Annotated in this window: 11 protein-coding genes; 3 read left to right on the forward strand and 8 right to left on the reverse strand. The window is 29.8% G+C overall.

All coding sequences use genetic code 11. The annotated features are described in order from the left end of the window. Positions 1 to 4: 4 nt before the first annotated feature. Positions 5 to 778 (reverse strand): MBL fold metallo-hydrolase, encoded by a 774-nt coding sequence (locus BMY33_RS11860; RefSeq protein ID WP_091408650.1) that lies wholly within the window; start codon positions 776 to 778, stop codon positions 5 to 7. A 111-nt stretch (positions 779 to 889) separates the two neighbouring features. Here BMY33_RS11860 and BMY33_RS11865 point away from each other — a divergent pair, with 111 nt between their 5' ends. Further along, a complete protein-coding gene (locus BMY33_RS11865; RefSeq protein ID WP_091408652.1) occupies positions 890 to 1,123 on the forward strand; it encodes a hypothetical protein in 234 nt (77 codons plus the stop codon). A gap of 10 nt (positions 1,124 to 1,133) precedes the next feature. Here the strand turns inward: BMY33_RS11865 and BMY33_RS11870 are convergent, their stop codons facing one another. The 3 genes from BMY33_RS11870 to BMY33_RS11880 form a co-directional block, all read right to left on the reverse strand. Beyond that, positions 1,134 to 1,487: a hypothetical protein gene (locus BMY33_RS11870; RefSeq protein WP_091408655.1), complete on the reverse strand. Its 354-nt coding sequence runs from the start codon at positions 1,485 to 1,487 to the stop codon at positions 1,134 to 1,136. A gap of 266 nt (positions 1,488 to 1,753) precedes the next feature. Next, a complete protein-coding gene (locus tag BMY33_RS11875) occupies positions 1,754 to 2,899 on the reverse strand; it encodes a serine hydrolase (RefSeq protein ID WP_091408657.1) in 1,146 nt (381 codons plus the stop codon). 24 nt (positions 2,900 to 2,923) lie between these two features. Next, positions 2,924 to 4,390, reverse strand: coding sequence for a M28 family peptidase (locus BMY33_RS11880; protein ID WP_091408660.1), 1,467 nt, complete (start codon positions 4,388 to 4,390; stop codon positions 2,924 to 2,926). Positions 4,391 to 4,582: 192 nt separating this feature from the next. Between BMY33_RS11880 and BMY33_RS11885 the strand changes: the two genes are divergently transcribed. After that, the gene (locus BMY33_RS11885; protein ID WP_091408662.1) at positions 4,583 to 5,713 is read left to right on the forward strand and encodes a vWA domain-containing protein; all 1,131 of its coding nucleotides are present in this window, start codon (positions 4,583 to 4,585) and stop codon (positions 5,711 to 5,713) included. Positions 5,714 to 5,751: 38 nt separating this feature from the next. Beyond that, a complete protein-coding gene (locus BMY33_RS11890; RefSeq protein ID WP_091408664.1) occupies positions 5,752 to 7,215 on the forward strand; it encodes a magnesium chelatase in 1,464 nt (487 codons plus the stop codon). Positions 7,216 to 7,220: 5 nt separating this feature from the next. Here BMY33_RS11890 and BMY33_RS11895 read toward each other — a convergent pair whose 3' ends face one another. From BMY33_RS11895 to BMY33_RS11910, 4 genes are all read right to left on the reverse strand, one after another. Beyond that, on the reverse strand, positions 7,221 to 8,042 hold the full coding sequence (locus BMY33_RS11895) for a DUF1853 family protein (RefSeq protein WP_170837068.1): 822 nt from the start codon (positions 8,040 to 8,042) through the stop codon (positions 7,221 to 7,223). A gap of 8 nt (positions 8,043 to 8,050) precedes the next feature. Further along, a complete protein-coding gene (locus tag BMY33_RS11900) occupies positions 8,051 to 10,111 on the reverse strand; it encodes a response regulator (protein ID WP_091408669.1) in 2,061 nt (686 codons plus the stop codon). Positions 10,112 to 10,114: 3 nt separating this feature from the next. Beyond that, positions 10,115 to 12,199 carry a hybrid sensor histidine kinase/response regulator gene (locus BMY33_RS11905; RefSeq protein WP_091408672.1) on the reverse strand — a complete coding sequence of 695 codons (2,085 nt, stop codon included), beginning with the start codon at positions 12,197 to 12,199 and terminating at the stop codon, positions 10,115 to 10,117. Positions 12,200 to 12,330: 131 nt separating this feature from the next. Further along, positions 12,331 to 13,347 (reverse strand): pirin family protein, encoded by a 1,017-nt coding sequence (locus BMY33_RS11910; protein WP_091408674.1) that lies wholly within the window; start codon positions 13,345 to 13,347, stop codon positions 12,331 to 12,333. Positions 13,348 to 13,368: the final 21 nt, after the last annotated feature.

Raw genomic sequence — 13,368 nt, forward strand, 5'->3', positions numbered from 1 at the left:
TTAGTTATAATTGAATTTGTTGTTCTAATGTTGTTAAAAAATGTATATCGGGATATCTTTTCTTTATATGCAGTAGTTCTTGTTTCTTTATTCTTGGTGAAATATGTGTTGCGATAATTTGTTTAGCATTAATGTGCTCTTTAATTAGATTATTAGCATTATTTTCTAATAACATCCAATACGGTAGAATTGCAATATCAATATCTTCATTTATCAATTTTAATTTAGTAAATAAATTGATTTCTTGCATCCAATTGGTATCACCAACATGCAGAATTTTTTTTGTTCCAAAATCAATGATGTAACCAATATTTTCAATAGAAATATGTCTTTTTCCTGCATGATTTATTTTTACCCCGGTAATTTTAAAATCTTTAAAAGGTATTGTTTGTTTATTATAATCTTTAGTTGCTACAGTAAACAATCGATCGTTTAAAGATGTAATTTTTTCTGTTACCTGACTCGGACCGAATAAAACTGCTTTTTTATTAGAAGTTAGGTAGTTTTTAGAGAGTAATGGATTGAAATGATCTCCGTGAGAGTGTGTAAATAGAATTGCGTCTGGTTGTAGTTCTTTATATATTTTGTCTACTAAAGAATCTGAAGGAAACAGATAATCATCACCATATTTAGCGTGTAAACCATCAATTAATACTGAAGATTGTCCATTAGAAATATAGACGCCCATATTTCCAGTATAGATTACAGATATTTTTTTTTGAGAAAAACCAGAAATACTAAAAAATACAAGAGTTAAAAGGAAAAATCTTTTTAACATTTTTGATTGATTATCTAATTAAGAAGCTAAAGTTAAGAAAATGAAAATGCGAAACTCTTAAAGGGGTGTTAAGGTGAAAAATAGGTACATTTGAAGGATCAAAATAATAATATGAAATTTATAGAACTTACTTTACAGAATCATACTATCGTACATGGTTTTGATGCTAGAAATCAAGAAATAGTTGAAGAAGTAATCGTAAAATCTCCTTCGAAGAAACTAGTATCAGTAGATCGAATTCTATCTATAAGTGAGAAATATATTTTGATCCAATATGCGTTTGATAGAATTATTTATTGGGAGTATTTAGAGGATTACGAAAATTTAAAAACAATACTTGCTTAATGTTTTTATTTTAAGGTGTCATTATTTTTTTTTTCTTACTATTCCTGGCTGAAATTAGTTTGAAATTCTTATCAACCTTTATGATAATGATATTTCCTGTATGTAGATTAACCATTTTCCACCTAAATCCATAGGAAGTTTCGAAAATAGCGGATCGTGCCATTTTTCTTAAATCAATTTCATCAATTTGTTCAATAATTTCTGTAGCTAATAAATCTAATCCACGTTTTTTTTCTTCCTCTTCGGATAATTTTCTATCTATCTGATTTTGAATTGTTATGGAGGGATTTGATCGCAGAGAAATGTTTTTCGGATATAGTGTACCAAAAGAAAATAATAATAAGAATAGTATATATTGTTTCATAAGTTGTTATTTTAAAACTATATACTATGCTAACTACATAATATATAATTACTCGATTATAAAATGTGTAACCATATTTTGTTGTTCTTTGTACTAAACTTAAACGTTCTTAAAACTAAGGGATTATAAAATTAATTCATTAGAATTCTTTTAAATATATAATTTTGTTAAAAAAAGATCAATAATTCTTAAAACGTCGTATTTTAAGAGGTAATTAGCGATTTATTTTGAAGAATTGTTTAGAAAAGTATTTTTTTTAAGTCATATTAGTTGCTTCTTCGTTTTTCTAAATCGTAGATTTTTCGCCCTAATTCTGCTAGAAATGGAATTCCAATAGCATCATATTCATAGTTGTTATCGTTAAAAATTTCATTCACATTTACGTGTATTGTCGCCGAAAGGATGAATTCTACATTGTTTTTTGTGTCTTTGATATAAGCGCAATCCGTAAGGTAACCATAAGCATATCCAACTTTATTATAGATTTCTATATGTTTTGGAATGTCTTCTTTTGTGTCACCAAACATAAAAAACTTTACATACCCATCGTAGTATTCTTTTTTGTCATAGCCTACTTCGAATGGAAGCGTTTTCATAGCTTCTAATACAAAATCGTGATCTTTTTTCAGGATATTAAAACACTCTTTCGAACTGTAAACTTCAGGAAATTGAATCCGTTTCATTATTTCATGTAGAGATCTTAGAGGGAGATAATTTTTTTTAGAAAAATCCTTTGGATGTTGTATTAATGAGTCATTATGAATATAGCCTTTACCTTTTAACGTTTTTTCTAAGGATAGTTTTGTAATTGGTTGATTTTTAATACTCGCTTGTTTATATAGATGAATACTATCGCGAATGTTTTTTTTGAAAACTAAAGATTGGGATTTGATATTGTCGGCGTTATCTATTGATAATCTATGAGATATTCTACTATCTATATTTTTGGAGTTTAATGTTTGATTTATGTAATTCTGCCCGAGAAATTCGAATAATCGATTGTACCCTTGATTATCACTTACTGCAAAGATTTTAGTGATTTCTTTTTCTATAGTGGTATATGTCGAATCTTGTTCGGTGCTAAAATTAGTCTCTTTATAGATAGGAATACTTTTTTTTTGCAATTCATTTAATTTTTCTAAAGCAAGTAAAGCAATAGGGAGTTTAACGGAGCTTGCTGGATAAAAATAAGTGCTATCAGAAACATTGAATTCGTAATCTGTAAAAATTACTTGCCCTTTTTTATTACGATCTATCTGACTATATAAAATCTGAACTTCATGTTTTTCGATATTTTTAACCACATTTACTATTTGTGGAGCATCAGAGCTTATTATTTTTTCTAATGGATTTTGTTTTTTACACGATATCATGAATAAGCATATAAAGCTAATTAATACAATAGGTTTCATAATGATAGAAGATAAAATAAAAATCTATTTTTTGTTATATAGTTTTATGCCAGCATCATAATATTTATCGCCTTTTACCCAGAATGGTGTTTTAGGGTTATTTGCAATATTTCTGCATGCTAATACATAGGATTGAAAGAATTTTAGAAGATATTCATAATCCAAGGTGTCAGGGTTGTCAGTTACTTGATGATAATATTTTGTTATCTCTTCATCAAAAGCAGTAAATCCCATACTAAATGTTGGAGCTGGGATGCCCTTGGCTGCAAAATGTACATTATCAGATCTGTCAAACAAACCTTGTTCTGGTGCTGGGTCATCAATGGCCTTCAGTCCAAAAGGGGTTGCAGCTTTTTTAATATCTTCTGATGCAGTTGTTCTTTCTAAACCAACTATTGTAGCGATGCTGGTATCATTATAACCACCATTATCACTATTAAAGCAGTATACTATCTTATGTAAAGGGATCATAGGGTGTTCTACATACCATTTACTACCTAGTAATCCTTTTTCTTCTCCTGTAAATAATATAAATAGGGCAGATCTTTTAGTTGGGTATTTGGCAATGTTTTCTGCAGCAGATAATACGGTAACTGTCCCTACAGCATTATCTCTTGCTCCGTTATAAATAGAATCATTATTAACAGCTTTTCCTATACCTACATGGTCATAATGAGCAGAGTAGATTACATATTCATCTTTTAATTTTGGATCTGTACCTTCTACCATTCCAACAACATTTTGAGAAACCACTTTGCCTTTTTTAATACCTTGAATATTAATTGACCCATTCACCTCGTTTTTATCTGTAAAGAATTTACTGATTTCTTCTTTCTCATCATTTACCCATAAATAAGTGAAGTTATTTGGTGTGTCTTCTTCAGAAACATTCATTTTTTCTCCGTTAAACCTATGATCTAATTGAGACCAAATTCGGTTATTTATTGAATTTACCTCAATAATACCAATAGCTCCTTTTTCCTTAGCAATATCAGTTTTCTCTTGTATTTTGGAAAATGCAAATCTTGGGTTACTATTTTCCTTTGTTCCGGAGTATGCTATAACTATTTTATCTTTTACATTAATATTGATATAATCTTCTTTCAGACCATAATTTACAAATACAAATGGTCCGGAAAAGGAAGTGTTCGCTTTGTTGATTGTTATAATTTTGGAAGTGCTAAATTTTCCTATTTTCAATTCTGCTCGTTCAAATTGAGATGTGGTATTAAGCGTAACTTTCTGAAAGTAGTTTTTACTTTCTTTTACAGGTTTTACTCCGTAAGATCTTAGCATATTAGCTAAGTACTGAGCTGCTATCTTATTTTCAGGACTACCAGTTTGCCTTCCTTTCAATTCATCTGATGCGAGGAAATAAATATGTCCTTCAATCTCACTTTTAGAAATTGTAGATTTTACTTTTTGGATGTCGTCCTGAGCATAATTTATAAATGGAAAAAATATGAGTAAGAGTAGGAATGAATTTTTCATAAACTGAATAAGATATTTTTTTGATTATTCTGAAAATTATATCTGATTTCTCAAAGATAAGAATTGTATAGAGTTTATTATTTAGGATGAATTGAGCTTCTTAGCCAAGACAATTCCAAAACATTTGTTAATTCCGTATGATTAGCATCTTGTTCGGTTCATATCTTTTGTAAAATGTGCTAAATTTATATAATGAAAGAGAAAAAGGGATTTTTAAAAAAAGGATTTGCTTTTAAAAATTATGAAGCACCTGAACAATCTCCATTTGACAAACTTTTTGATATTTTTCAGGAGATTATTACTCATACTTCTGGAGATTTAGATGAAGCTTTAGATTGGATGAGAGAATTAGATAAAGAATATAAGCTTACAACTGAAGAATATACACTAGATGATTTTATTGAAGATCTGAAGAAAAAAGGATATATCCGAGAAGAAATTAAACCTGATGGAAAAGGAGGGATGTCGATTACCGCCAAAACCGAACGAGCTATTAGAAAGAGAGCCTTGGATCAAATTTTTGGAAACTTAAAACGAAGTGGGTCTGGAAATCATAGAACTAAATATACTGGAAGAGGTGATGAGCATGCTGGAGAATATAGAAATTATCAATATGGTGATGGTCTTGAGAGAATATCCATCACAGAAAGTTTGAAAAATGCGCAAATAAATCATGGTATTGGAGAATTAAACTTGACTGAGGATGATCTAGTTGTAGAAGAGACACAGTACAAGGCTCAGATGAGTACAGTATTGATGATTGATATTAGTCATAGTATGATACTGTATGGAGAAGATCGAATTACTCCGGCTAAAAAGGTAGCAATGGCTTTAGCAGAACTTATTACTACAAGATATCCTAAGGATACTTTGGATATACTTGTATTTGGAAATGATGCTTGGCCAATAGCAATTAAAGATTTACCGTATCTACAAGTTGGACCTTATCATACTAATACTGTTGCAGGACTGCAACTTGCAATGGATATGTTGCGAAGAAAACGTAATACAAATAAGCAAATTTTTATGATCACTGATGGGAAACCTAGTTGTCTAAGGATGCCAGATGGTCAATATTATAAAAATAGTAATGGTTTAGATCGCAATATTGTAAACAAATGTTATATGATGGCGCAACAAGCTAGAAAGTTACATATACCCATAACTACTTTTATGATCGCACAAGATCCTTATTTAATGCAATTTGTTAGAGAATTTACCCATGCTAATCAAGGTAAAGCTTTTTATACAGGGTTAAAAGGACTTGGAGAGATGATTTTTGAAGATTATGAAACTAATAGAAAAAAAAGAATTAAAGGATAAAAGAAATTATAAATAAAGACTATTTCGGAAAAGAAAATATGGATTTAAAGAATATAAAAACATTTGGAGAACTAAAGGCATCAGGATATAGTAGTAGAAGTATAAAAGATGAACTTAGAGATAATTTAAGAATTAAGATTGGTAATAAAGAGGATACTTTTACCGGAATCTACGGATATGAGAATACCGTTATTCCTGAATTAGAAAGAGCTATATTATCTAGACATAATATCAATTTATTAGGTTTAAGAGGTCAGGCAAAGACTCGTTTAGCAAGACAAATGATTAATTTATTAGATGAATGGATTCCTGTTGTCGAAGGATCTGAGATCAATGATGATCCATTTCATCCAATATCAAGATATGCAGTTACATTAATTAAAGAAAAAGGAGATGAAACACCTATATCTTGGATGCATAGAAATGATCGTTTTGCTGAAAAATTAGCTACTCCTGATGTAACAGTGGCTGATATTATTGGTGATGTAGATCCTATCAAAGCTGCAAATCTAAAGTTAAGTTATGCAGATGATAGAGTTATCCATTTCGGAATGATTCCAAGAGCTAATCGTTGTATTTTTGTAATTAATGAACTACCTGATTTACAAGCTCGTATTCAGGTTGCATTGTTTAATATTCTTCAAGAAGGGGATATTCAGATAAGAGGTTTTAAACTTCGATTACCGTTAGACATGCAATTTGTATTTACAGCAAATCCAGAGGATTATACGAACAGAGGTAGTATAGTTACTCCTCTTAAAGATAGAATTGGTTCTCAGATACTAACGCATTATCCCGAAACTATAGAGATTGCTAAAACTATAACGCAGCAAGAAGCTCAATTAGACTCTAGACAAAGCACACTCGTTTATGTACCTGATTTGGCAAAGGACTTATTAGAACAAATTAGTTTTCAGGCTAGAGAAAGCGAGTTCATTGATTCTAAAAGTGGAGTAAGTGCCAGAATGAGTATTACTGCATATGAGAATTTATTGAGTACGGCAGAATATAGAGCTCTTAAATCTGGAGATGAGCATACGTTATTGAGACTTAGTGACTTTATGGGAGTAGTTCCTGCAATAACTGGTAAGGTAGAATTAGTTTATGAAGGTGAGCAAGAAGGAGCGGCTTCTGTAGCCCATACATTAATTTCAGATGCTGTTAAAACATTATTTTCCGAGTTTTTTCCAAAAATAGAGAAGTTAGAAAAAGAAAGTGAGAGAAGCCCATATCAAGAACTGATCGATTGGTTTTTTGAGCAAAGTGGTTTTGAACTTTTAGATGAAATCCCAGAAGATGAATACAAGAAAAAATTGGACGAAATTAAACCATTAAGTCACCTTATCGAAAAATATCAAGATGGTGTAGATAAAAAAGACAGCTATTTTATGAAAGAATTCTTGTTATGGGGATTAGTAGAACATAAAAAGTTAAGTAAATATAGATTATCCGAAGGATTTAGATTTAAAGATTTATATGGTAGTTACATAAATGATTTGTAGATCAACTACCACCAAACAATAAAACACTTAGAGAAAGAATCTTCATTACTTTTTATCCAGAGTAATGGAGATTTTTTTTTATGAAGTTGTGTCTGAAGTTGCTCCAGTATTGATGTGTACGTGTACCAGATCTTATTATGTTTTGGATGTATGATCCAATTTTTTTTCTGAGGTATAAAATATTCTAAAGAGCCATATTTATCCGACACGAAATCTTTTTTATGGATCCAAAACCCTTGAATACAATCATTATTTAGATGTGGAATTTTTTTGTTTTGATAAGATAAAGGGATAAATAGATTTCCGAAAAAACAGACTTTTTGATTTATGTTATTTGCTTGTATATTTAGTTCATTTAATTTTTTAATGGTTTCGCTACGATAGAGTAGTGGCAATTGTTTTTCTTTTAGTTTAGTAACTTTTTCTAGTAAACTATCGTTCTGATTAGGTCCGATCCATCTTTCTAAAACAATGTTGCTTTTTTCTGGATTGTATAAGTAGAACTTATAAATCAATTCAATATGTAAAATATCTTTATTGTGTAGATCTTCTATTATGAAATCTAATTCACCAATAGTTATTTTATTTCGAAATATTTGAAGACTTTTTAGTATTAACTTATAATGACTTGAATTATTTATATAATGCTCAAAAAAGTGTTCAATTCTTTTTCCCAGTACTTCATTATGAGGAATATTAATAGAAAGCTCTTTGGAGGTATCAATATTAGAGTGGTGTAGTTTAAACTGTGAAAGTTCAAAAAGACTATTATCTTTCCATAATAGTTTACTGTCTAAAAAACCAGCATATTGATGTTCTAGAGACACGATACTTATTATTTATTTTTGAATATAGAAATGTATTTGTCTAATATTGGTTTTAATATTTTTCTATCTACTGGTTTGGCAAGGAAGTCATCACATCCTGCTTCCAAAGCTTTTTCAATATCTTCTTCTGTAGAATATGCTGTTTGCGCCACAACAGGAAGATCAGGGCGCATTTTTTTAATGCGTTTAGTTGCATCATAACCATCCATAATTGGCATTTTGATATCCATTAAAACTAAATCAATCTTTTCGTTTTCTTGGCATATTTCTACAGCTTCCTTTCCATTCTTAGCACGATAAATGATAAACTCGAAATCAATCATTTTCGTTAAGACTGTTTTTAAAAATAAGAAATTGACTTCACCATCTTCAGCAATTAGTACGACATGTTTTTCTGGAATTATTTCTCCCTTTTTTTTAGTAGATAGTTCTGCGTTATTCTGCATTGGGGTGTATGGAATTTTTAGTAAGAAGGCACTACCTTCTTGCTCTTTACTTATAAAGGAAATATTTCCTCCGATTAAGTTGGTGTATTCTTTTGCAATGGCTAGACCTAAACCAAGACCTCCAAAATTTTTAGAAATCTCTTTTTCTGATTGAGAGAAACTTTTAAAAATAATATCTCGATCTTTTTGTTTAATTCCTATTCCTGTATCCTTTATTGATATAGCAACATAATCTTCCACAATATAAGAAAAGATTATTATTGAACCAGAATGAGTGAATTTTATACCATTATCAATTAGACTACTTAATATTTTATAAAGTTTAGGATGGTCTGTAATGATTATATTTTCTTCCTTTGGAATTTTGTTTTCTAATTTTATAATAAGATTCTTCTCATTAGCTTTAGGTGAATGTTCAGATATTAATTGCGAAAACAATTCTTCTAAATTTGTTGGGGTAAATCGTACTTTACTTTGTTTTGTTTCTAACACGGAAATTTCTAGAATATTATCCACAGAAGTAATTAAATCTTTACCACTCGCTATAATGATTTCCGTATATTCTTGTCTTTCTTCTTCTGTAATAACATCGGATTTCAATAACTCTGAGAATCCCATAATTCCATTCATAGGAGTTCTAATTTCATGAGATATATTTTGAATAAAATTGGTTTTTATTCTATTACTTTCTTCGGCTTTATCCTTTGCAATTTGGAGTTCTTGGGTTTTTTGCTTGATTTTAAATTTTAAATAAAAGTGAATTAAAATAATACTTGCTAAAGCTGTGAAAAATATAATGGATGAAATGAACCAGAATTTTGGTTTTTTGTAAAAAGGTTTTACGACATCAAAAAGCCAATTATCGAGAATTTCCTGTTTTTCTTTATCGGTAATGTTACGCGTAGCTTTTGCAATAATTTCGTTTAAAGTTTTATTTTCCTTGCTAACTGCTATACTAGGGATATAACTATAATCAATTTCTGTAATTACTTTTAAGCCTGTGATTCCTTCTGATTTTATTAAATAATTTACTAATGCCTTACCACCAATATATGCATCTGCTTCTCCGGATTGTAACTTAAGTAAACAGGTAATGTCGTCAGGATAGTTTTTAATATTTAAATTAGAATAATTTTCTTTAAGATGATCATCTATAGAATATCCTTTTGGTACAGTAATCCTCTTATCCAGAAAATTATTGAATTTTAGTGTGCTATCAGTTTCTTCTCTAACTACCAAAACAAATGGCGTTTCGAAAAATTTAGTGTAAAAATTTAGATATTTTTCTCTTCCCGCAGTTTCCTGCATTTCTAATACAATATCAATTTTGTTATTTTGAGCGTCCTTTATTAGGTTAGACCAATTGGTATAGTATTTTTTTCGAAAACGGTAATCAATCTTTTTTTCAATAAGGCCAAAATGGTCTACTAGAATACCATCAATACTATCTTTTTTGTTTATAAACTGATAAGGAGGATAATATGCATATACCGCTACAGTAATGGCATCTTGTTTTAGAAGCCAATCTCTTTGAGACTCTGAGAGAATATCCTGATTAGAACAAGATGTAACTCCCACTATTAAGTAGAAGAAAATAAACACATAAGCGATCTTTTTTTTCATATACTAGCTGGTCTTATTTCTGTTCTTAAATACAGGAAAGTATTTACTTAACATTGGTTTTAAGATCTTTTTGTCTACCGGTTTAGAAACAAAATCATCGCATCCGGCATCTAACGCCTTTTGCACATCTTCCTCTATAGAGTAAGCCGTTTGTGCGATTATCGGTAAATTAGGTCTCATTTTTTTTATATATGCTGTAGCATCATACCCATTCATGATTGGCATTTTAATATCCATAAGAACTAAATCAATACTTTTATTTTCTTCGCAAATAGTTACTGCTTCCTGCCCATTTTTTGCTCTATAGATTGTGAAATCATAATCATTCATTTTTGTAAGAATTGTTTTAAGAAATAAAAAATTAGTTTCACCGTCTTCAGCGATTAAAATGATATTTTTTTCTGTTTTTAAAGAGCTTTTTTCAGTATTTCCTTTTGTATGTGAGTTGTTATTTTGAACTTGATTATGCGGGATTTTTAGGGTAAAAGTACTTCCTTCATCTTTCTGACTTATTAATGTAATCTGTCCTCCAATAAAATCAGCATTTTTTTTGGCAATAGTAAGCCCTAATCCTATTCCATCATATTTTTCTATTGTATTTGTTGTATTGTTTGTAATATTTAGGTTAGTAATTATTTTACTTTTTTTTGTATCTCCAATCCCAATCCCAGTATCTTTTATAGAAATAGATAACTCCCCATTTATTGCAGAACATAAAATAGCTATAGTTCCATTATTAGTATGTTTTATAGCGTTATCCATAAAAACATTTAATATTTTATTTAGTTTAGGACGATCCATCAAAACTAAGTTTTCGGAATTTGTGAGTTTGTTTTTAATACTAATTTTAATGTTTTTCTCTTCTGCTTTTACTTGATGTTGAGAAATTAGTGCTTTGAAAACGTCTCGAAGATTGATTTCAATTAACCTTAGGGTGAATCTTTTGGTTTGTAATTGAGAAATTTCAAGGATATTATCAATAATAGATAATAATTCTTTACTATTTCCAATAATCATTTGAGTATATTTCTGTCTCTCTTTTGAACTTAAATCCTCATCAGTCAAAAACTCCGAAAGTCCAATAATTCCATTCATTGGAGTTCTTATTTCCTGTGGAATATTATAAATAAAATTTGTTTTTAAACGATTACTTTCTTCGGCAATATCTCTAGCAATTATTAATTCTTCCGTTTTCTGTTTAATTTTATATTTAAGATAGGTATTAAAAGATGCTCCTAGAATGAATAATAATAGTGTGGTTAAGAATACCATTATCCAAAAATTAGGAGTTTGATAAAAAGGAGTAACATTACTGTAATACCAATTATTTAGTATTGATTCTTTTTCTTCTTTTGTAATATTAGAAAGTACTTTAGAAAAAATATTGTGTAGAATAGTATTACTATTATTTACAGCAACTCCGGGTTCATATTCTAAGGTCGTATCTGAGGTTATTTTTATATCATTTAGTTTTTTTATCCTTATATAATAATTAACCAAGGCTTTAGGACCTATGTAAGCGTCGTACTCTCCAGAATTCAATTTTATTAAACATGTTTGTTCATCTTTTTCGGTTACAATATTAAAATTGGGATATGTACGTTTTAAAATTTCTGTTATGGCATAGTCTTCTGGTAGAACAATAGTTTTGTTAGTTAGACTATTAAAATTGATTCCAAAATTAGCGTTTGATCTGGTGACGATTACGTGAGGAGATTTAAAAAGAGGAGTGTAAAAGTTTAAGTATGATTTTCGTTCTTTAGTTTCTTGGATTTCTAATATGCATTGAACATCATTATTTTTTACATCTTGTATTAATTGGGGCCAATGGTTGTAACGTTTTTTTTTGAATTTGTATCCAATTTTTTGCTCAATTAATTTTAAATAATCTATGAAAATACCATCAATTTCATTCTGTTCATTGACAAATTGATAAGGTGGGTAATAAGGGTATATAGCGACAGTAATACTATCATTTTCTGATAACCATTCTCTTTCCGAATCAGTGATTACAGTTTCTTTTGAGCAAGATAATGTTGATAAAAATAACAGGAAGATTGGGAAGAAGTATAGTACTTTTTTTAGCATATAGATTTACAGTTTAAATACTTTACTTTTTTTATTCCCTTTAATAAAGATAGTATTTTAATAGTAGTTTTGAAAGGATGTTACTTTTAAAACTATAATGTGTAATGCTTAAGCTATTGTTTATTAGCTTTTTATTGATCTTTGGTGATTTCGTTTCCATCTGGGTATAGTGCAAAACGACCTTTTGATTTATCGTGTACATGATCATAAGTAGGCCAGGGCCATTTACCAAATTGATTGTGTTGATATTCTAGAATAGCTTCTCTAATTTCTTGTTGAGTATTCATTACAAATGGTCCTTGTTGTACTACAGATTCATTAATTGGTTTTCCCTGAAGAAGTAGGAAATGAGATTCTTTGTCACCATTTTTAATTGTTAATTCTTTATGTGCTACAGTAATTAGTTCATGATTTACTGGGATTTTATATCCATCACTTTCAATTTCATTTCCTTTAAAAAAGAAAATAGAACGATTTATTCCTTCTGATGCCTTCTTAAATGTGTATTGGGCATTCGGTGCCATTTTTATAGTAGCTATTAAAACTTCGTTTTCTGAATTGGATGCCCAAGAATCTGGAGCTGGAGTTTCAGCCTTTTGATTTTGTAACGTTCCAGCAATTAATGTAATTTCTATTAGTTTTCCTTGTTGGTCAGTGATAGTGATCTTGGGTATTTCTTCACTCCAAAGCATTTTAAAATGTGGGGCTACCATTTTTTTACTTTTAGGAAGATTAAGCCAAATTTGGAATAGTAAAAAAGGGTTTTCTTCTTCAGAATTTAATAGTGGAAACATTTCAGAATGTTGCACACCTCTACCAGCAGTCATCCATTGCACATCGCCATTACCGAAACGACCAGCAGCACCTAAAGAGTCCGAATGATCCACAAGTCCTTTTTGTACAATAGTTATAGTTTCAAACCCACGATGAGGATGAGCTGGAAAACCTGGTACTTTATTCCCGTGGTACATTCTCCAGCCATCTTTACTTATAAAATCTTGCCCTATGTTTCTTCCTTCAAGAGGTGCATCGGGGCCTAATTCTTCATTCCCTTTAGGATATTGATCTTCATGATATGCACAGAATAAAAATGGGTCAGGAGTTTCCCAAGTAAAACCTAAACGTCTAACTTTAATAATTACACTCATAACTATTATTTTAATTTTTAA

The organism is Aquimarina amphilecti (genome assembly GCF_900109375.1).
Taxonomy (GTDB): domain Bacteria; phylum Bacteroidota; class Bacteroidia; order Flavobacteriales; family Flavobacteriaceae; genus Aquimarina; species Aquimarina amphilecti.